Below are 19003 nucleotides of genomic sequence, written 5' to 3'. Positions count from 1 at the left end.
ACTGTCAGCCATCCACGCCGACCCATTCCACAGTGCCGTCAGCGAAGAACTGCTCCTTCCAGATTGGAGCGCGCGCCTTCACCGTATCGACAAGTTCAGTGCACGCAGCGAAAGCCTGACCGCGGTGGCCGGACGCGACGGCCGCGACAAGGGCCGGATCACCGATCGCCAGCGGGCCGGTCCGGTGGGCCACCCAGATCCGCACGCCGTCGTACTTCTCGGCGATCTCAGTGGCGATCTCCGCGATTACGCCGGAGGCCGAGGGATGGGCGCTGTAGCCGAGACGATCGACCTGACGGCCGCCGTCGTGATTGCGAACGACTCCGCCGAAGCCCACCACGGCGCCGCAGTCGGCAGACCCGACAACGGCCAGGGCATGGTTCAGGTCGAGCGGTTCGGTGGAAACTCCCGCGTGCAGGACGGTGCTAGTGCTCATGACTTCCCTCTAATTGCGCGCAGATGTGGTCGAGAATGGGTTCCAGGACGGCCAGGCCGTCCTGGACTGCCCCCGGTGAGCCCGGGAGATTGATGACGAATGTGGAGGCCGAAACCCCGGCGTACCCCCGGCTCAGCGCGGCCATGGGAGTTTTTGCCGCACCTGCCCGACGTACTGCCTCCATGATCCCCGGCAGGGAGCGTGTGAGGAAGGGCTCGGTAAGATCGGGTGTGACGTCGTCGGCGCTCAGGCCGGTTCCCCCGCTGGTGATCAGTACAGCGGGCTTTCCATCGAGGCATTCGACAAGGGCATCGCGGACGGCGTCGCCATCGGGAACCACTTCGGCGCGCTGCACGGCGTAGCCTTTCCCGACCAGCCAGCGCTGGATAAGCGGCCCGCATTCGTCCTCGTAGACGCCCGCTGCCGCGCGGGTCGACGCGATGATGAGAGCGGCCGTTCTCTGCGTAGTCATGCGACCCAGTCCCCGCTCTTCCCACCCGATTTGGCCAACACCCTGATATCCGTGACGACGGCGCGCTTGTCCACGGCCTTGATCATGTCGTACAGCGTGAGGGCAGCGACGGACGCTGCGGTCAGCGCCTCCATTTCGACACCGGTCACCGCAGTGGTCTTCACTGTTGCGTTAACGACGACGGCGTCACCCTCCGGCTCGAAATCGATGATCACCTTGCTCAACGGCAGCGGATGGCAGAGCGGGATAAGCGTGGAGGTCTGCTTCGCCGCCATGATGCCGGCAACCCGGGCAACAGCGAGAGCATCCCCCTTGGGGAGGTCTCCGTCCGCAATAAGTGAGATGACATCCGGCCTTGTCCGCAGGATGCTCTGCGCCGTGGCCTGACGCGCGGTGACAGCCTTCTCAGACACGTCCACCATGTGGGCGGAGCCGTCTTCGCGTACGTGGGTGAGCCGGGCATCGGATTCGGTCATGTCAGCGCCTCTCGGTTGGGGTTGCTGGGGTGAAGGGGTTGGATGCCCCCGCGGAGTTCGGTGAGCAGCCACACGGCCACCGGGGTGCCTGCCTCCAGGTTGCCGGTGCCGACGGGCAGGTGCACGAGCGCGTTTGAGCCGGCGAGAGCGTGTAGCAGGTGGGAGCCCGGACCGCCGAGCAGTGTGACGTCGCCAATCCCCTCTCCTTGGCCGGAGCGGTCGGTGTAGACACCTCTGCGCACCTGATGCTTGTTCTCGGGTGACTGGATGTCCTCGGTGAGCCGTGCCGGCAGGCAGACGCGGTTTCCCGGTATCCCGGTGACAGTGCCCAGCGCCGGACGGAGGAACATCTCGAAGGAGACGAGTGCGCTCACCGGATTGCCGGGGAATCCCAGGAACGGGACTCCGTTGATGGTGCCGATTGCCTGCGGTCCGCCCGGCTGCATCGACACAGACAGGAATTCGACGCTGCTGTCGGCCAGCGCCTGCTTCACGACTTCGTATGCACCCTGGCTGATACCGCCGGTACTCAGGATGAGGTTGACGGGCCGCCCTATGGACTCCAGCGCCCGCCGAAGCTCGTCAGGGTTGTCTGCCACGATGCTGTGCAGTTGGACCTCGGCGCCCGCCTCTTCCAGCGCCGTCGTCAGCAGTGTTGTGTTGGCGTCGAAAATGCGTCCGGGAGCGAGTTCCGTGCCGGGCTCCTGGACCTCGTCGCCCGTGCTGAGCAGCACCACAAGGAACCTGGGACGCACGCGCACGGTGGCCAGCCCACAGGCAGCGATCACGCCAAGCTGAGCAGGCCCCAGCAGGGCGCCCGCTTCCAGGGCAACGTTTCCCGCCGCCAGGTCGCTGCCCGTGCGCCGGATGAACAGCCCCTCCTCGACCACCGGCAGTTCAACGGTGAGGGATTCCCCGTGGCGGTACTGGCTGGGGTTGGGAAACTGGGAGGGTGTAGCCCTCTCAATGGGCACGACGGCGGCGGCCCCTTCCGGGATCATGGCCCCCGTCATGATCGGGGCGGCGTGGCCGGGCTTGAGTGCGGGGGGCTCCATACCTGCCGGCACCGGCTGCGCCACGGCAAGACGCAGCGGTCCGGCACCCACGAGGTCATCGCGGTGCACCGCATAGCCGTCCATCTGGGAGTTATCGAACGGGGGCAGGCTCACCGGCGTGGTCAGATCCTCGGCTAGCACACGGCCTCGGGCGGCTGCCAGCGACAGGGTCTCGGCCGATCCGTCAGCGAAGGCGCTGCTGTAGCGCAGGAGCCCGAGTACGGCCTGCTGATGTTCCTCAACTGTTCGTGTCATTGTGCCCCGTTGTATCAGCCCGCCCCGACATTTGATGTGTTGCGGCATCGAATGCTGCAGCTACCAGCCTAGTCGGGCTTCGCCCGTCATCTCACTGCACATTGGGGGCCATCCGATAGAGTCGCCGCGCCAAAGGGCGTAACCTCGAATTATGGCAATCCGACTTGGCAGCCCAACTTTCCGCGCGGGCGCATCCGCTCCTCATGCCGGGCTGCTTGACTCCTACGGCCGCCTGGCCACGGACATGCGGCTCTCACTGACAGACAAGTGCAATCTGCGCTGCACCTATTGCATGCCCGCCGAGGGTCTTGAGTGGCTGCAGAAGGACCAGGTACTCTCCCGCGAGGAAATCGTCAGGATCGTCGGCATCGGAGTGAATCTTCTGGGCGTCCGCGAGCTCCGACTGACCGGCGGTGAGCCGTTGGTGAGGGCGGACCTCGTGGACATCATCGCGGATATCCGCGCGCAGCACCCGGATCTGCCGGTGTCCCTGACAACAAACGGCCTCGGACTGGACAAGAAGGCGCAACGACTCAAGGACGCGGGCCTGACCCGGATCAACGTCTCGATGGATTCACTTCATCCGGATACCTTCGCGCAGCTGACGCGCCGCCCGTTCCTGGACCGGGTGCTTCGCGGTATTGAAGCGGCTGACGCCGTCGGGCTTGGACTGGTGAAAATCAATGCCGTGCTGATGCGTGGAATCAACGATCACGAGGCGCCGGATCTGTTGGAATGGGCGGTCTCGCGTGGCTTCGAGCTGCGTTTCATCGAGCAGATGCCCCTTGACGCCGACCACGGGTGGACCCGTGAAGGCATGATCACCGCAGCGGAAGTGCGTGAGCGCCTTTCCGAACGCTTTGTGCTTACGCCCGACCCGCGGAACCGGGACGGTGCCCCCGCGGAACGGTGGGAGGTACGCCGGTCCGAAGAGCCCGACGTCGTGGTTGGCACTGTCGGCATCATCGCCTCCGTTACGGAGCCATTCTGCTCCGATTGCAAACGCACCCGCGTCACGGCCGAAGGCAAGATCATGAGCTGCCTTTTCTCGCGGGAGGAGACCGACCTGAGGGACCTGCTCCGGTCAGGAGCCGACGACGACGCTATAGCCCTGCGCTGGCAAGAGGCTATGTGGGCCAAGCCCAAGGCGCACGGCATGGATCATACGGGGCTGGGCGCAGCCGACTTCGTGCAGCCTGACCGCTCCATGAGCGCGATCGGCGGCTGAGGTGCTGGTTCGATACTTCGGCGCGGCCCAGGCGGCCGCGGGCGTCCCTGAAGAACGCCTTGAGCTGGACGGCGTGGGTTTGTCAGAGGTTCTCGGGGAAATCCGCGCGCTACACCCTGAGGGTGACCCGTCAATGGCACGGGTGCTGGAGCGGAGCAGCTTCCTCCTGAACGAGGTAGCTCTGCGTGACCGGAGTGAGCCGATCGGCCGTGACGACGTGCTCGATGTCCTGCCGCCGTTCGCCGGCGGCTGACTCTGTTCTGCACAGTCGGCGCCGCAGCGCAGAATTGTCACAGCGCAGAATCACTGCGGGAATGCTTCTCCTCAACAACTGCGCGGCGGCCAAGCCCCAAGGCAAGAACAGCGGCGCGGTTGTGGGCCCCGGTCTTGGCGAATACAGACTGGAAATGGTCCTGCACAGTGTACGGCGCGATGGACATGCGTTTGGCGACCGCCGCATTCCCGAGTCCAGCCGCCGCCAATCCTACGGCCTGGCGTTCCCTCGGGGAGAGGGCGTGGCAGCGTACGAACATGCCCAGGCGGGCTGAAGGCATGCACTCCTGAATAGTCACCGCAATGAGCGGATCTTGCGGGCGCCCGTGCCCTTCCATGCGTGCAGCACGGACACTGGCCCAGTTTCCATCGCCAATATGCACCCGAGACGCTGCGGCGTGACTGTCCACCGCTGCCTCTTTCGCCAGCAACTGTCCGACCACGTTGAACACTTCAGCTGCAACTCCCGCGTTTGGTTCGGGTGCCCGCTGCAGAAACTGGAGCCAGCGCGCCGCCGTGCGGGTCTGGCTTTTTATTCTCATTTCCCCGTCCAGGATCAGCACAGCCTGCTGTGGAAGCTCGCTGTCGCCGTCGTTCGGGCGGAACTGCCGCGCCCTTGCCGCCCGCAGCGCCCTCGTGATCGCAGGTGCCACTGCGGCGAGGAAGTCTGTTTCCTCCGAATTGAAGGTTCGGTCGCAGTTATCCCGCCAAAGATCCAGCCATGCCCAACTGCCGTACGAATCGGCGAAGACCGTAGATGCCAGGTCACTGACGCCATATTCGGAGAGGATGTCACGCCACAATGAGCTGCAGGAGCGATTCCCGCCTGTAGCCTGCAGCAGTGTGGCTACAGCAATACCTTCGTTCGCCAGATGTGTCCAGCGGTTGACGGGGCACGTGTACTTCAACCTAATCAGGCGCGGTACCTCCGCAACGAAAGGTCCCTGCGCCATCGGGGCTACACCGGTGGCGGTCTCCGGATCAGCCAGCGGCCAGACGTAAGCCGAATATCCGACGGTCCGGCCTAGTTCCCGGAGCAGCTCCGCACGAAGTTCGTGGTCATCAAGGTCGTCTTGGAGGCACAACGAGAGTATCCGCTCCCTGCTCCTGCTCACAGTCCAACTCGTGACCATGGGTTCAGTATGGGTCCAATAACCCGCGGACGCATCCCATTTATCTGGGATACCGCCGCGGACTGAGCGGCTATACCGTCATTCCATGAACGATCAAGAGAAAGGAGTTCAGCGATGTACTCGCTTCAAATTGAACATGGGGTCCGCGACTTCGAATTGTGGACCATGGCATTCAACCGGGATCCGGTGGACCGGGCGAAGGGGGGCGTAGTGGCTCACCGGATATCACGCCCGCTGGACAACCCAAACTATGTTGTGATCGAGCTTGATTTCGAACGTTCGGAGCAGGCGGCAGCATTATTGGAGCGGCTGCGGAACGAAGTGTGGAGTAGCCTAGCGGCCGCTCCCGCCCTGTCCGGGAACCCCACAACCCGGATCCTCCACACAGTCGTTGCGAAGGTCTATTGAACGTCTCGGTTCACAGCCCAATCTCCGTGGCATGGTCGAAAGGTCCGACGACGGTAATCGTGCGCGGGGCGTCGGCCAGCTGCCGCGCGAGGCGCTGCACCTGCTCCGCAGTCACCGCCCGAACCCGCTCAAGTGTCAGGTCCAGCCCTAGGAACTCACCGCTGACAAGCTCCGCCCGGCCCAGCCGGGTCATTCGAGAACCGCTGTCCTCAAGGGAAAGCACCATGCCGCCGGACAGCTGGCCAACGGCCCGCCGCAGTTCCTCGTCGCTCACTCCATCCGACGCCAGCCGCTCCAGCTCTGCGCTGAGCAGGCTGATGACCTGGCCGGTCTTCGCCGGGCTGCACCCTGCATACATTGCGAAGTAGCCGGCATCGGCGTAAGACGCCGAGAAGGAGTAGGTCGAATACGCAAGCCCTCGCTTTTCCCGAATCTCCTGGAAGAGACGTGAGGACATGCCTCCGCCGAGCACCGCGTTGAGGACGCTCATCACGAACCGTCGGTCATCGGTGGCAGTCAGCGCGGGACAGCCGACCAGCACATTCGCCTGCTCCACGGCTCGGTGGATGACCTGCACTCCCCCGGCTTCCTTGAGCACGGCCGGCTCGGGTGCGCGCCTCGGCACGGGAGTTGCGTCCGCCGCCAGTTCCCATCCTGCGCGCTGAAGCGCCTGAATGACGAGTGAGCACACGACGTCGTGGTCCAGGCCGCCTGCTGCAGTGACTACCAGCTCTTCGGGGCGATAGTAGCGGCGATAGTGCTCAAGAACCGAGTCACGGGAAATGGAGTTAATCGCCTCGGGCGTTCCGCCGATCGGACGGCCCAGCGGATGTGAGCCGAGGACAGCTTCCACAAAGTTCTCGTGTGCCACGTCGGAGGGATCGTCACTGTCCATGGCGATCTCCTCAAGAATGACGTGCCGCTCCTGCTCCAGCTCCTCCGGATCGATGACAGCTGAGGTCACCATGTCCGCAATGACGTCGATCGCCATGGGCAGGTCTGAGTCGAGAACCCTCGCGTAGTAGCAGGTGTTCTCCTTGGCCGTCGCAGCGTTCGATTCGCCTCCGACTTCATCAAAAGCGGCGGCGATATCGAGTGCAGTTCGACGCTGCGTTCCCTTGAACAGCAAATGTTCGAGGAAGTGCGTGGAACCATGCTCCCCGTCAGCTTCGTCACGGGAGCCGACCCCCACCCAGAAACCGATGCTTGCCGAGCGCTGGCCGGGCATCGCCTCAGTGAGCACACGAACACCACCGGGCAGCACTGAGCGCCGGACCACTGCTCCGCCCTGCGTCCCGGCAACCAGCATGGACGAACTTTCCAAGCCACCCGGCGTCAGCGGGAGCACCACGGGCGAGCCGTGAACTGTTTCAGTCATATCCTTCTCCTCAACGCCAGCGGCCCCACGGCGAAATCAGTTCGCCGTGGAGCCGCTGGATTGTGCTTGTCAGCTTGTGCGCTAGTTGTCGTCGCCCTCGGCAGGAACCAGGACTTCGGCAGGAGCAGCGTCTTCGGCAGCTGATTCGCCGGCTTCCTCTGCGACCACCGGAGAGAGGGACAGCTTGCCGCGGTCGTCGATCTTGGTGATCTCAACCTGGACCTTCTGGCCTACGGAGACGACGTCATCGACGTTGTCCACCCGCTTGCCGCCGGCGAGCTTGCGCAGCTCCGAGATGTGGAGCAGGCCGTCCTTGCCCGGAGTCAGCGATACGAACGCGCCGAAAGTGGTGGTCTTCACGACCGTGCCCACGTAACGCTCGCCGATCTCAGGAACCTGCGGGTTGGCGATCGCGTTCACCGCGGCGCGCGCAGCCTCTGCGGACGTGCCGTCCGTGGCGCCGATCAGTACGGTGCCGTCGTCTTCGATCGAGATGTCGGCGCCGGTGTCTTCCTGGATCTGGTTGATCATCTTGCCCTTGGGGCCGATGACCTCACCGATCTTGTCGACAGGGATCTTCACCGAGATGATGCGCGGAGCGAACTCGGAGAGCTCATCCGGAGTGTCAATCGCGGCCTCAAGCACACCGAGGATGTGCAGGCGTGCTTCGCGGGCCTGCTTCAGCGCCGCAGCCAGCACTGAAGCGGGGATACCGTCAAGCTTGGTGTCCAGCTGGATCGCCGTCACGAATTCCGAGGTACCTGCAACCTTGAAGTCCATGTCGCCGAACGCGTCTTCCGCGCCGAGGATGTCAGTGAGGGCGGCGTAGCGGGTCTGACCGTCGACCTCGTCGGAAACGAGACCCATGGCGATGCCGGCAACCGGAGCCTTCAGTGGGACACCGGCATTGAGCAGGGAGAGCGTGGAGGCGCAGACCGAGCCCATTGAGGTGGAACCGTTGGAGCTGAGCGCCTCGGAGACCTGCCGGATGGCGTACGGGAACTCCTCGCGGCTCGGAAGCACCGGAACAAGGGCACGCTCGGCCAAGGCGCCGTGACCGATTTCGCGGCGCTTCGGGGATCCGACGCGGCCGGTCTCACCGGTGGAGTACGGCGGGAAGTTGTAGTTGTGCATGTAGCGCTTGCGCGTCACCGGCGACAGCGAGTCGATCTGCTGTTCCATCTTCAGCATGTTAAGCGTGGTGACACCCATGATCTGGGTCTCACCACGCTCGAAGATTGCCGAACCGTGAACACGAGGCAGAACCTCGACCTCCGCGGTGAGCTTACGGATGTCGCTGAGGCCGCGGCCGTCGATCCGAACCTGGTCGCGGAGGATCCGCTGGCGCACAACCTTCTTGGTGACTGAGCTGAACGCGCCGGCGATTTCCTTCTCGCGGCCCTCAAACTGGCCAGCGAGGGACTCGACGACCTCGGAACGGTAGGCGTTGGCTGCGTCTTCGCGCTCCTGCTTGTCAGCGATGGTGAAGATCTCAGCAAGACGTGATCCGGCTGCGCTCTCGACGGCCGAGAAGACGTCCTCCTCGTAGTCCTTGAACACGGGGAACTCGACGGTGGGCTTGGCTGCGCGGCCGGCGAGGTCGGACTGAGCCTGGCACAGTGCACGGATAAAGGGCTTTGCGGCCTCAAGGCCGTCGGCGACGACCTCTTCGGTGGGAGCGGTGGCGCCGTCGTCCTTGATGAGGGACCACGAATTATCGGTGGCTTCCGCCTCGACCATCATGATCGCGACGTCATCCCCGACGACCCGGCCGGCAACGACCATGTCGAACACGGAGTTCTGGAGCTCGGAGTGCTTCGGGAAAGCGATCCACTGGTCCTCACCCGAGCCGTCGGAGACGAGCGCAACGCGTACGCCGCCGATCGGGCCGGAGAACGGCAGACCGGAAAGCTGCGTGGACATGGAGGCAGCGTTGATGGCGACGACGTCGTAGCGGACGTCCGGGTTGATGGCCAGCACGGTGACGACGATCTGAACCTCGTTGCGCAGGCCCTTCACGAAAGCGGGGCGCAGCGGGCGGTCCATCAGGCGGCAGGCAAGAATGGCTTCGGTGGACGGACGTCCTTCGCGGCGGAAGAACGAGCCCGGAATGCGGCCGGCAGCGTACATGCGCTCTTCGACGTCCACGGTCAGCGGGAAGAAGTCAAAGCCTTCACGCGGGGACTTGCCGGCGGTGGTGGCGGAGAGGAGCGCGGTGTCCTCGTCGATGTAGACCATGGCAGCGCCTGCTGCCTGCTGGGCGAGACGCCCGGTTTCAAAGCGAACAGTGCGCTGGCCGAAGCGACCGTTGTCAATAACGGCTTCGGCGAACTGGATTTCGGGACCCTCCAAGAGAGTCACCTCCGTTTCTTTGGTGGCGGAGGCAGGCGGCGTCTCGCTGGTCAACGCCGTTTGGACGGGTTGTGGCACCCGGTCTTCGATCGAGGTCCACGGGAGGACCATCACATGATGGTGTCCCGGAGACCACTACCGAGGACCGCGAATGCCTGCTTGTCCGCCTGGCTCCTGATTATGAACTTTGTATTTCCATGCGTTCTTGCGAGCGCGGCTCTTTGCGGCGCATGGCCAGCAAAGATTGAAGACGGCTCCTTCCCGAAGGAAGGCGCCGCCTCACAGTCTAACTAACGGCGCAGGCCGAGGCGCTCGATGAGCGTACGGTAGCGCGTGATGTCGGTGTCGCGCAGGTAATCCAGCAGACGACGACGGCGACCCACCAACAGAAGCAGGCCACGACGGGTGTGGTGGTCGTGCTTGTGCTTCTTGAGGTGTTCGGTCAGGTCGAGAATGCGGCGGGAAAGCATCGCGATCTGCACCTCAGGCGAACCGGTGTCGCCCTCGGAGGTTGCATATTCCTTGATGATTTCCTGCTTCAGAGCGGCTTCAAGTGCCACAAATAACTCCTATGAGTTGTACCGTGAACAAAATGATGCCGGTTCCCCTCGCAGGCGAGCGGAGCTCCGGCGGTGGCCCAGCAACCACGGACTGCAGCCGGACCGCAATCAACTTTACCCGTACGTACGCTGTTCTGTCGAAAGCACACCGCGCGTCTGGTCGACGTCCAGCCGCATCTGTTCGATCAGCGCTTCCGGCCCGCGGTAGGCAACCATTCCCCGCAGCCGCCGCACGAACTCCACGATCACCGTCTGTCCGTACAGATCGAAGACGTCGATGTCCTCCTTGGGGCGGTCAATCACGTGAGCCTCGACCTGCCTGCTTACGCCTTCGAACGTAGGGTTGGAGCCGACCGAGATCGCTGCGGGCCAGCGCACCTGGCTACTGTCGATGAGCCATCCGGCATAAATCCCGTCCGCGGGGATGAAACCGGTCGATTTGGAGGACAGGTTGGCTGTCGGGAATCCCAGAGCCCTTCCGCGGGCGGCTCCGTGGACCACTTCACCCCGCATACGGTGGGGCCTGCCCAGGATCCGGGCGGCAGTGGTGACATCGCCGGCAACAAGTGCTTCCCGCACCCAGGTCGAGGAACAGCGGCGTTCCCCTCCGGCCGCCGTGCTTTGCAGACTCGAACCATAATCATCGATGACGACCACATCGAAGCCCAACTGTCCTCCGAGCGCCTGCATGGTCGAGAGGTCACCGGAATTGCCGCGGCCGAAGCGCACATCGTGGCCGATGACGACTGCTTTCGCGCGCAGGCCCTCAACGAGGACGGAACAGACGAATTCCTCAGGTGTCTGCGCCGCAAGGTCAAGCGTGTAGTGCATCATCAGGAGGCCGTCGATACCAGTGTCACAGAGGGTTTCGACCCTGTCCTGCAGGCCCATGATCAATTCCGGCGCGCTGTCCGGGCGGTGGACCTGGGCGGGATGCGGTTCGAACGATATGACGACGGCGGCCGCGTCCCGTTCTCGGGCGGCTGCGACGAGCTGCTGAAGCACGCTCTGGTGGCCCCGGTGAACACCGTCGAAGTTTCCAATGGTGACAACTGTCGGACCGAAACCCTCCGGCACATCGGCCAGGTCTCTCCAGTAGAACACGCATCTCCTTGGCGGTTGGACGGGTAACTGCACCCTTCGTCGTTCCTTCATTATGGCCGATGGAAGCAGGCGGTCTCGACGAGCCCGTCCGCAAGCTTCGTCCTCCCCTCCCCACAGGCACCGAAATAGGGAGGGTTATACACATGAGCGGGACTGCGCATCCAACCGCTTCCAGCGGTAACGACGATGGTTTCTGTGGGCTGCTCCCGCTGGCTTCGGCGCGGCCCTGAACCCGATCTGGAGGACATCCGTGCCATCTTCTTCTTCTCTCTCCCCGCGCCGGGGCGTCCTGCGGGCCGTCGGTGTCTGGTTGTTACTCGCGGCTCTGCTGGGGCTGCCTAATGCGTCACCGTCGCAGGCTGCTCCGGTCGGAAGCGGGTGGACACGCGCGGCAGGCGTGCATGCCGCCGAGCATTTCGTGGGACAGTACAAGAACTCGCGCGGCCAGGTGGCTTACTGCACTGACTTCGAGCGTCTGTCCCCGGAGAATACGGTTGGGTACGACGGCCATTCGGGTGGATTTGTCCGGAGCGACGGCAGCGCGCTGGACGCGACGGAAAACGCTGCCCTCTCCTACCTGCTGCACCGGTGGGGCGCCACGACGGACAGTGCCACCGCGGCGTCCGTCCAGTTGGCTGTCTGGGCGCTCACCTCCCCGGGAATGGCCTGGGACTCCCCAGGGATGACCGCCCTCCTCCGTGCCGAGGGGCTGCCGGCTGACGTTGTCGCACAGGCGCGCTCCATGACCCGGGTCGCATTCGACGGAGCCGGACCCTACCAAGTGTCAATCGAACTCGAGGCCGTAGGCGAGGACGGAATGATTACTGCAGTTGTTGGAGTGTCTGGAGGCAACGGCGAACCGGTCGCCGGATTGACAGCGTCCGCAGAACTGACCGGACCGTTCGCACTGGTGGAGAAGGCAGAGTCCACCTGGACAAGCAGCGAGGAATCACACCGTTTGAGCCTGCGCAGGACCGGGCTGGGCAGCGGGTCCCTGGCTGTTGCGGTCCCCCGTACGCCTGCTGCCGGCGTCAACTGGCTCGTGCCGACGCGTGCGGATGTCCAACGCCTGCTTTTTGCCGCAGTCGTCGAACCGCGCAATGCCGCGGCAGCCATCTCGGACCTACCCGCGTTCCAGCCGGCGGTTGCAACGAAGACTTCCGCTGCCCGAACCGGCGCAGGAACTACCGTCCATGACGTCCTCACGATCAGCACCGTTGCCGGTGCGGAGGGCAGTTCACCTGTGCCGTCTCCGTGGTTGTCCGTGCCGGGCAGTGAGACGCCGGTATCCGTGGAAGTGGTCTCTACGCTCTGGGGACCGCTGGATGCGAAGCCTTCCCTGCGGGAGTCGGTACCGGAGGGCACACCGAGCGTCGGCACGGTCACTACGAGGGTGGATGGTCCCGGCACGTACAACACCGCGGGCCTGGTTGTTCCATCACCCGGATGGTACGTCTGGACGGAATCGATCGCCCCCGAAAGCGTTCTGCCGGCCGAAGCGTCGAGTTACGTTCTCGGATGGCAGGGACAGTACGGTCTGGAAGCCGAGACAACCTTCGTACCGTGGGCCCCGGAGATCAGCACCCAACTCTCCGCACAGGATGCACTCGTCGGCGATCGCGTCACCGACGCAGTAACCGGAGCTGGTTTCGGGCCACCCACGAGCGACTCGGGAGGCACCGTCACGCTCTCGATGTACGGTCCACTCGCGGAGCGGCCCTCCCTCGCGGCGGACATTCCCGCAGGTGCCCGGCTGCACTCCCAAATGACCGTGCCGGCCTTGAACGGAAGCCAGTCCTCTGAACCCTTCGCCGCTTTCAGCGAACCCGGCTGCTATAGCGTCGTGGCGGCCTACCCCGGCGACGAGCACACCGACCCTTTCACGTCCGCCTTCGGCGAACCGTCGGAAACAGTGTGCGTTGAGCCGAAGGAGGTTGTGGCAACCCCTGAGCCGGTCGCGGAGGAAGCACCGTCGCCTCCCGCTGCGGACAGCGGCACCGCAGCACCGGTTACTCCGCCGCACCGCGCGGAACTGGCCCAGACAGGTATCCGTGCGGAGGTTGCCGCCGGAGCGGCGCTGGTGCTGCTCGGGGTTGGCCTGGCCTGTCTCCAGCAGGGCAGAGCGGACAGGCCAGGCGGCAACCGCCACCGAAGCTAGGAGCGGGCGCCGTACTCCCTGCGGAGCTCGCTGGTCTTGGCAATGTACCGGTGCCAGACCAGCAGCGCCGCGGGGAACGCCAGCTCGACAACCATCAGGATGATCAGGAGGTAGTGCGGCGTTCCGGAGAACGCCCAGGAGAGGACTCGCCCGATGCCGCCAATGAACACCATGAGGCAGACGAGCCATAACATATTTGCCCACTGGAACTTGATGGCGATTGTCACGAACGCGGCGCCTACGCCAATCATCATCGCGGCAAAGAACCGGAACTGGTTCTCCAATGTCGGGTTCACCGGACCATCCCCCGTCTCCGGCAGTCCGGTCGTACCGGTGATCAGGTAGTACCCGCCGAACCCGGCGATAATGAGTCCCACGAGCACCACGACCGTCCGGAAGACACCCCAGTCGTTGCCCGACTTGGTTGACTTCCCGGAATCCTTCTTCGTGGTCTTGGAGGCGGGCTGACCGGAAGATGGCTGCCTTGAGACGGGCTGTCCGGAGGATGGCTGCCTTGAGGAGGACTCACCGGAAGCGCCAGTTGTGCCTGTCGGTCCGCTCGCGGTGCCCCCGGAGCCGCGTCCTGCATCCGTGGAAGAACTGCGACGATCCGGCTGCGTGTTGTCAGGGGTGTTGCTGTTCATGGTGTTCCCTCTGTGATCGACGATGCGCGGGCCAGGCCCTGTCAACTCATCCTCTCACTCCTGAAGTTCCTGCGCGCATCAGCCATGCGCGGTCATGGCGCGGTGGCGGTACAACCACCACAGGCCCAACACGGGCAGGATCAGCGGAACAAACCCGTAACCCTTGCCGTAGACCGACCAAACCGTGTCCGCGGGAAAGAGAATCGGATCAACGATACTCAGTGTGCCGACAGCGAGTACGCCAACCAGTTCCAGGCCCACAGCAGCGACGGACAACCGATACCAACCCGGCCCGGAGCGGCTCAGGGAAACCGTCGCGAATACATACACCAGGGCGGCCAAGGCGGTCAGCGTGTAGGCCAACGGTGCCTCTGAGAACTTGGTCGCGATCTGGAAAGCCGCGCGCGCGGTCGCCGCCAGCGCGAAGACCCCATACACGGCGATGAGGAGACGTCCGGGTCCGCGGCTCAACGCACCGTCGGTCCCAACGGGCCTCGGAGCACCGTCCGGCGCGCCGGACCGATCCGGCTGTCCGTGCGCCTGTCCCGCTGCACCGCGCGTCACGCCGGCACTGCTCCGTCCCAAATCTGCTCCATCCGATACAGCATCACAAAAACTGTCACTCCCACCGCACCCAGCACCAGATTGCTCCATCGCGAACGCTCGAGTATCGCCCACCAGAACGCACCTACAGGGATCACCAGCGCGGTCAGCAGGTACCCCCAGAACTCCCATGCTTCACCCGTGACGGGTTCCCCTCCGGCCTGCCGGAAAATCCCGGCAACCAGGTACACCAGCAGGAACAATTCCACGGCGGCCACCGCGAGGATGGTTACGTCATTGGGAGGCTGCCTGATAACGGCCGCACCGACGCACAGCAGGGTCGAGACAAGGCACACAATGGTGCCTGCGATGAAGAAGCCGTCGACCACCATCAGTTGCCCGACTCCCCCGGTGCGAAGACCAGGGCAGGTTTCGCTTCCTCACCCCGATTTTCAAGGAGCGCAATCAAAGCACCGCTGGGAGCGAACGCAGCAACCGGACGCTGGTCGGGGTTCCCGGATGCCATGCCCGAGCCCGCACCGGCGCTGATCCGGCGGCCGTGCGAGAGGTCATGGGCCTCGGCAGCGCTCAACTCGCGTACAGGGAACAGCGCGCGGGCGGCTTCATCGATACCGAAGAGCCTGAAATCCCGGGCCAGCTCATCAAGAGTGGAGGACTGGGCGAGCGTGTACGGGCCCACCTCGGTGCGGCGCAGAGCCGTCAGATGACCACCGACGCCGAGGGCCGCGCCGAGGTCCCGTGCCAGGGCGCGAATGTACGTTCCGGAGCTGCACCGGACCGTCACATCGAGGTCCTGGACCACTCCGCCGATCTCGTGGCGGATCACGGAAATATCGAAGCTGTGCACTGTCACCGGACGGGGCGGCAACACCACATCCTCCCCGGACCGGACGCGGTTGTAGGCCCGTTCGCCCTTCACCTTGATGGCGCTGACGCTGCTGGGCACCTGCTGGATTGGGCCGGTAAGGGCGGCAACGGCCTCCCGGATCGCAGCCGATGAGACGCCGGCAGCTGAGGTTTCGGCGATGACGTCGCCCTCGGAATCGTCAGTGATCGTGGACTGTCCCAGGCGGATGGTTGCGGTGTAGGTCTTCGAGGTGCCGACGATATAGGTCAGGAGGCGTGTAGCCCGGTTGATTCCCACCACCAGAACGCCTGTAGCCATGGGATCGAGGGTTCCAGCGTGTCCCACTTTGCGGGTCCCTGCGAGCCGACGCATTCTTCCCACCACGTCATGGCTGGTCCAGCCCTGCGGCTTGTCCACTATCACTAGTCCTGAGTGGACCTGCCCGGAATTCACGCCTTTCAGTATAGGTGTCGGGACCTCACCACCCCTCACCGCTACTATGCCCCTATGCCGTCCATTCCCAAGCACATCGAAGAGCTTCCCTCCAACCAGATCCGGGAAATCACCCAGGCTGCATGGAGTACTCCGAATGCGATCGTGCTCAGCATCGGCGAACCGGCGTTCCCCGTTCCACGCCACATCCTTGATGCAGGCATAGCGGCGCTGGACAGGGATGACACCAATTACACCCCCAACGAGGGCATCGCTCCCCTGCGACGGAGCTTCGCGACGCGGTTCGGCAGCCGCAACGGCATGGAGGTCGATCCCTCCAGGGTTTATGTCACCGCCGGGGCTCAACAGGGTCTGCACCTGGCGATGAGTATGCTGCTCGACGCCGGGGACGAGGTGTTGATCCCCAACCCCGGATACCCCACATTCACCATGACTGCGCAACTGGTGCACGCACGGCCGGTCAGCTACCCGCTGCGACCCGAGAACGGTTTTCAACCGAGAATCAGCGACCTTGAAGAACTTGTAGGCTCCCGTACCCGCCTCCTGGTACTGAACTCCCCATCAAATCCGCTCGGAGCCGTCTTCAGCGAAGAGCTTACCCGCGACCTCGTTGATTTCGCCGAACGCCACGACCTCTGGATCCTCTCGGACGAGTGCTACGAAGCATTCACCTACGAAGTGCCGCATGTCAGCCCTGCACGATTCGACACCACGCCGCAGCGCGTACTGACCTCGCTCACCCTCTCCAAGACTTTCGGCCTTACAGGATTGCGGATCGGCGCACTGGTGCTGCCGGGCGGGCTGGGCAAGGAGTTCAACACAGTGATGGAGTCAATCGTGTCCTGTGTCGGAGCGTCACCGCAGTATGCAGCCGTAGCCGCACTCACAGGACCCACCGATTACATCGAAACCGCACTGCACCACTACCGCTCGAACCGGGACGCGGCGACGGCGGTACTCACCTCGCTCAACATCTCCTACCTCGACGCCCAGGGGGCGTTCTACCTCTGGGCGGACATGTCCCACGCCACCGGCGGCGACGTGCGCTCCTGGGTCCGGACTTTTCTGGCGGAACAGGGTGTGGCCGTCGCGCCCGGAACAGCTTTCGGCTCCAACGGTGAGGGCTGGATCCGGATTGCGCTCTGCACCGACAAGGGTAGCCTGCTCACCGGAGTGAACAGGCTACCCGGACATTAGGGCTTGCCACGGTTCCAGCATCCTGGGCAGTGACCGTGGACCGCTACCCTGTTCGTTTGAGCAGCCGCTCCCAATTTCTATTTACCTGTCTGCCCATCGGGTCTAATCTTTGAATGGCTTCGGCGCTGCGCCGCTTGACGGCATCATTTCCGGTTATGGGCAAGCACTGGACGCAGGGTCGGAGAAGGTCTCGCTTTGTACTGGTTCTACGAAGTCGAGGAGATCACAGTGAAAAGATCACTGCTTGCCGCCGTCACCACGGTGGTTCTAACACTGGGGGCAGGAATTACCCCCGCTCAGGCCCATGGCGGTGATGAGCCGTCCCCGCCAACTGTAAAAGAAGTCACTACCGTTGCTGAAGGGTTGGTGTCACCGTTGCGCCTCGCCACAGGCCGAGGCAAGTCAATCGATGTTGCGCAGAGTTTCGCGGGCATCATCACTCGTATCGCCAGGGACGGCACTACCGAGACTCTGGACTCTGCGGAGGGATACTTCTCCGGCTCTGTCTCCCGCTCCCATGGCACCACCTACTACACGATGACGAGAGGCGCCGGCCAAGGAGACCCATCGGCCAACGAGTCCCTCCTGAAATCCATCGACTGGCATGGAAATATCAGCACCATTGCCGATATCGCCGCCTATGAGCGGACGGCCAATCCTGATGGAGACACGCGTTACGGCTTCCGGGACCTGGATCAGGCATGCCTGGACCTGCAAACGGAGGCGCTGGGTCCGCAAGCGAGTTACACCGGCCGGCCCGACTCCAACCCCTATGCCACAGTGCCGTTCGACGGCGGCGTGCTGGTGGCCGACGCCGGCGCCAACGCCATCTTCCGGGTGGACCACTGGGGCAACATCTCAACGGTAGCCGTGCTACCGGCAATCCCGGTGGTAGTCACCGCGGAGATAGCCGCTGCAACCGGTGTGCACCCATGCGCCGTGGGCTTCACTTACTACCTCGAACCTGTACCCACCGATATGGAGGTCGGTTGGAAGGGCACTCTCTATGTCACGTCACTTCCCGGCGGACCTGAAGATCCAAGTCTGGGAGCGCTGGGATCAATTTTTACTGTCAATCAGTGGAGTGGAGAGACCACACTGCTCACGTCAGGTCTGGTGTCGCCGACCGGCCTGGCACTCGATCGAAAGGGCAATATCTACGTCGCTGAATTGTTTGCCAACCGGATTTCGGTCATCCCGCGCGGATCAACCACTGCCAGCACTCTGCTGGAAGTCAATCAGCCCGCTGAGGTCGAGATGCAGAAAGGCAGCAGGCTCTACGCCACCACCGATGTACTTTCACCAGAGGGCGCACCCCCTGCCGGCAAGGTGATCAGTATCAAACTGATGCGGTCGGGCCACTAAGCGTCGGCTTGGCAGGACACTATACGCGGACAAACAGGAGGGGCGGTCATCGGATACTACCGAGCCGCCCCTCCTGGTCTTCGTCCGTATGATTTACGGCCTGATCACTCTTCGTCGTCGTCCTCGCCGGGCTTGCGGTAAGGATCTGCGTCGCCGGCGAAAGCAGCCTTCCTTGCAAGTTCAGCGACCTCGGCATCGCGTTCCTTCGCGGTGCGAAGCAGTTCTTCGAGATGGTTCGCGTTGATGGGGATCTCGTCCGGAACGAATTCCAGTGTGGGCGTCAGCCGTGCAGTGATGTTTCGTCCCACCTCGGAGCGGAGCACACCCTTCGCGGACTCGAGCGCCTTGTGTACTGCCGCCTGTTCCTCGGACTCGCCGAACACGGTGTAGTAGATCGTGGCGTGCTGCAGGTCATTGGTGACCCGTGCATCAGTGACCGTGACCGCTTCCAGCCGGGGGTCCTTGACCCGACGGCGAAGGGCCTCGGCGACGATGACCTTGATGCGCTGGGCCAACCGTGCAGCGCGTGCGGCGTCTGCCATGACTTCTCCTTACTTCCTCCCCAGTGGGAGCTATAACGCCGACCGCGGCATGGGCCCCGCGTCGGTATGGGTAGGAAGCGGGGCCGCTGCATGCAGCGGCCCC

General features: G+C 63.8%; 20 protein-coding genes. 6 read left to right on the top strand and 14 right to left on the bottom strand.

All coding sequences use genetic code 11. The annotated features are described in order from the left end of the window. Positions 1 to 4: 4 nt before the first annotated feature. From AC5RTB_RS03575 to AC5RTB_RS03560, 4 genes are read right to left on the bottom strand one after another with little or no spacing between them, the layout of a single operon-like run. Complete coding sequence (locus AC5RTB_RS03575) at positions 5 to 436, bottom strand: molybdenum cofactor biosynthesis protein MoaE (protein WP_494059687.1); 432 nt, start codon at positions 434 to 436, stop codon at positions 5 to 7. Further along, complete coding sequence (locus AC5RTB_RS03570) at positions 426 to 908, bottom strand: MogA/MoaB family molybdenum cofactor biosynthesis protein (RefSeq protein WP_494059686.1); 483 nt, start codon at positions 906 to 908, stop codon at positions 426 to 428. Before AC5RTB_RS03570 ends, AC5RTB_RS03575 begins: the two co-directional genes overlap by 11 nt. Beyond that, positions 905 to 1384, bottom strand: a complete 480-nt coding sequence (moaC, locus tag AC5RTB_RS03565; RefSeq protein ID WP_494059685.1) for a cyclic pyranopterin monophosphate synthase MoaC — start codon at positions 1382 to 1384, stop codon at positions 905 to 907. Before moaC ends, AC5RTB_RS03570 begins: the two co-directional genes overlap by 4 nt. Further along, positions 1381 to 2694 (bottom strand): molybdopterin molybdotransferase MoeA, encoded by a 1314-nt coding sequence (locus AC5RTB_RS03560; RefSeq protein ID WP_494059684.1) that lies wholly within the window; start codon positions 2692 to 2694, stop codon positions 1381 to 1383. Before AC5RTB_RS03560 ends, moaC begins: the two co-directional genes overlap by 4 nt. A gap of 151 nt (positions 2695 to 2845) precedes the next feature. Here AC5RTB_RS03560 and moaA point away from each other — a divergent pair, with 151 nt between their 5' ends. Further along, the gene (gene moaA / locus AC5RTB_RS03555) at positions 2846 to 3922 is read left to right on the top strand and encodes a GTP 3',8-cyclase MoaA (protein ID WP_494059683.1); all 1077 of its coding nucleotides are present in this window, start codon (positions 2846 to 2848) and stop codon (positions 3920 to 3922) included. Position 3923: 1 nt separating this feature from the next. After that, a complete protein-coding gene (locus AC5RTB_RS03550) occupies positions 3924 to 4175 on the top strand; it encodes a MoaD/ThiS family protein (RefSeq protein ID WP_494059682.1) in 252 nt (83 codons plus the stop codon). Positions 4176 to 4212: 37 nt separating this feature from the next. Here the strand turns inward: AC5RTB_RS03550 and AC5RTB_RS03545 are convergent, their stop codons facing one another. Next, a complete protein-coding gene (locus tag AC5RTB_RS03545) occupies positions 4213 to 5328 on the bottom strand; it encodes a helix-turn-helix transcriptional regulator (protein ID WP_494059681.1) in 1116 nt (371 codons plus the stop codon). 114 nt (positions 5329 to 5442) lie between these two features. Between AC5RTB_RS03545 and AC5RTB_RS03540 the strand changes: the two genes are divergently transcribed. Next, positions 5443 to 5736, top strand: a complete 294-nt coding sequence (locus AC5RTB_RS03540; protein WP_494059680.1) for a hypothetical protein — start codon at positions 5443 to 5445, stop codon at positions 5734 to 5736. A 10-nt stretch (positions 5737 to 5746) separates the two neighbouring features. Here the strand turns inward: AC5RTB_RS03540 and AC5RTB_RS03535 are convergent, their stop codons facing one another. From AC5RTB_RS03535 to AC5RTB_RS03520, 4 genes are all read right to left on the bottom strand, one after another. Beyond that, positions 5747 to 7114, bottom strand: coding sequence for a M16 family metallopeptidase (locus tag AC5RTB_RS03535; RefSeq protein ID WP_494059679.1), 1368 nt, complete (start codon positions 7112 to 7114; stop codon positions 5747 to 5749). An 81-nt stretch (positions 7115 to 7195) separates the two neighbouring features. Then, on the bottom strand, positions 7196 to 9466 hold the full coding sequence (locus AC5RTB_RS03530) for a polyribonucleotide nucleotidyltransferase (protein ID WP_494059766.1): 2271 nt from the start codon (positions 9464 to 9466) through the stop codon (positions 7196 to 7198). Positions 9467 to 9756: 290 nt separating this feature from the next. Further along, positions 9757 to 10026: a 30S ribosomal protein S15 gene (gene rpsO, locus AC5RTB_RS03525; protein WP_026545461.1), complete on the bottom strand. Its 270-nt coding sequence runs from the start codon at positions 10024 to 10026 to the stop codon at positions 9757 to 9759. Between the two features lie 114 nt (positions 10027 to 10140). Continuing rightward, positions 10141 to 11181 carry a bifunctional riboflavin kinase/FAD synthetase gene (locus tag AC5RTB_RS03520; protein WP_494059678.1) on the bottom strand — a complete coding sequence of 347 codons (1041 nt, stop codon included), beginning with the start codon at positions 11179 to 11181 and terminating at the stop codon, positions 10141 to 10143. A gap of 199 nt (positions 11182 to 11380) precedes the next feature. Here AC5RTB_RS03520 and AC5RTB_RS03515 point away from each other — a divergent pair, with 199 nt between their 5' ends. Beyond that, on the top strand, positions 11381 to 13288 hold the full coding sequence (locus AC5RTB_RS03515; RefSeq protein ID WP_494059677.1) for a hypothetical protein: 1908 nt from the start codon (positions 11381 to 11383) through the stop codon (positions 13286 to 13288). On the opposite strand, the gene AC5RTB_RS03510 is transcribed toward AC5RTB_RS03515, so the two are convergent. From AC5RTB_RS03510 to truB, 4 genes are all read right to left on the bottom strand, one after another. Beyond that, the gene (locus AC5RTB_RS03510) at positions 13285 to 13932 is read right to left on the bottom strand and encodes a DUF4345 domain-containing protein (RefSeq protein WP_494059676.1); all 648 of its coding nucleotides are present in this window, start codon (positions 13930 to 13932) and stop codon (positions 13285 to 13287) included. The two genes, AC5RTB_RS03515 and AC5RTB_RS03510, sit on opposite strands and share 4 nt — an antisense overlap. A 78-nt stretch (positions 13933 to 14010) precedes the next feature. Next, positions 14011 to 14403, bottom strand: coding sequence for a hypothetical protein (locus AC5RTB_RS03505; RefSeq protein WP_494059765.1), 393 nt, complete (start codon positions 14401 to 14403; stop codon positions 14011 to 14013). Between the two features lie 89 nt (positions 14404 to 14492). Beyond that, a complete protein-coding gene (locus AC5RTB_RS03500; RefSeq protein WP_494059675.1) occupies positions 14493 to 14867 on the bottom strand; it encodes a hypothetical protein in 375 nt (124 codons plus the stop codon). Next, positions 14867 to 15796: a tRNA pseudouridine(55) synthase TruB gene (gene truB, locus AC5RTB_RS03495; protein ID WP_494059674.1), complete on the bottom strand. Its 930-nt coding sequence runs from the start codon at positions 15794 to 15796 to the stop codon at positions 14867 to 14869. The genes AC5RTB_RS03500 and truB overlap by 1 nt, the downstream gene beginning before the upstream one ends. 54 nt (positions 15797 to 15850) lie before the next feature. Between truB and AC5RTB_RS03490 the strand changes: the two genes are divergently transcribed. Beyond that, positions 15851 to 16993, top strand: coding sequence for a pyridoxal phosphate-dependent aminotransferase (locus AC5RTB_RS03490; RefSeq protein WP_494059673.1), 1143 nt, complete (start codon positions 15851 to 15853; stop codon positions 16991 to 16993). A gap of 228 nt (positions 16994 to 17221) precedes the next feature. Further along, positions 17222 to 18358 (top strand): ScyD/ScyE family protein, encoded by a 1137-nt coding sequence (locus AC5RTB_RS03485; RefSeq protein ID WP_494059672.1) that lies wholly within the window; start codon positions 17222 to 17224, stop codon positions 18356 to 18358. Positions 18359 to 18462: 104 nt separating this feature from the next. On the opposite strand, the gene rbfA is transcribed toward AC5RTB_RS03485, so the two are convergent. Next, entirely contained in the window at positions 18463 to 18900 is a 438-nt protein-coding gene (rbfA, locus tag AC5RTB_RS03480) for a 30S ribosome-binding factor RbfA (RefSeq protein WP_494059671.1), read from the bottom strand. Positions 18901 to 19003: the final 103 nt, after the last annotated feature.

The sequence above is a fragment of the Arthrobacter sp. M71 S08 genome (assembly GCF_059089725.1).
This window is presented reverse-complemented; position numbering and strand designations above follow the sequence as displayed.

Bases quoted from the DNA above. Each gene is read 5' to 3' on its own strand.
- AC5RTB_RS03570 (WP_494059686.1), bottom strand. From the start codon at position 908: ATGACTACGCAGAGAACGGCCGCTCTCATCATCGCGTCGACCCGCGCG.
- AC5RTB_RS03560 (WP_494059684.1), bottom strand. From the start codon at position 2,694: ATGACACGAACAGTTGAGGAACATCAGCAGGCCGTACTCGGGCTCCTG.
- rbfA (WP_494059671.1), bottom strand. From the start codon at position 18,900: ATGGCAGACGCCGCACGCGCTGCACGGTTGGCCCAGCGCATCAAGGTC.
- AC5RTB_RS03510 (WP_494059676.1), bottom strand. From the start codon at position 13,932: ATGAACAGCAACACCCCTGACAACACGCAGCCGGATCGTCGCAGTTCT.
- moaC (WP_494059685.1), bottom strand. From the start codon at position 1,384: ATGACCGAATCCGATGCCCGGCTCACCCACGTACGCGAAGACGGCTCC.
- AC5RTB_RS03540 (WP_494059680.1), top strand. From the start codon at position 5,443: ATGTACTCGCTTCAAATTGAACATGGGGTCCGCGACTTCGAATTGTGG.
- AC5RTB_RS03545 (WP_494059681.1), bottom strand. From the start codon at position 5,328: ATGGTCACGAGTTGGACTGTGAGCAGGAGCAGGGAGCGGATACTCTCG.
- AC5RTB_RS03575 (WP_494059687.1), bottom strand. From the start codon at position 436: ATGAGCACTAGCACCGTCCTGCACGCGGGAGTTTCCACCGAACCGCTC.
- AC5RTB_RS03500 (WP_494059675.1), bottom strand. From the start codon at position 14,867: ATGGTGGTCGACGGCTTCTTCATCGCAGGCACCATTGTGTGCCTTGTC.
- moaA (WP_494059683.1), top strand. From the start codon at position 2,846: ATGGCAATCCGACTTGGCAGCCCAACTTTCCGCGCGGGCGCATCCGCT.
- AC5RTB_RS03490 (WP_494059673.1), top strand. From the start codon at position 15,851: ATGCCGTCCATTCCCAAGCACATCGAAGAGCTTCCCTCCAACCAGATC.
- AC5RTB_RS03535 (WP_494059679.1), bottom strand. From the start codon at position 7,114: ATGACTGAAACAGTTCACGGCTCGCCCGTGGTGCTCCCGCTGACGCCG.
- AC5RTB_RS03520 (WP_494059678.1), bottom strand. From the start codon at position 11,181: ATGAAGGAACGACGAAGGGTGCAGTTACCCGTCCAACCGCCAAGGAGA.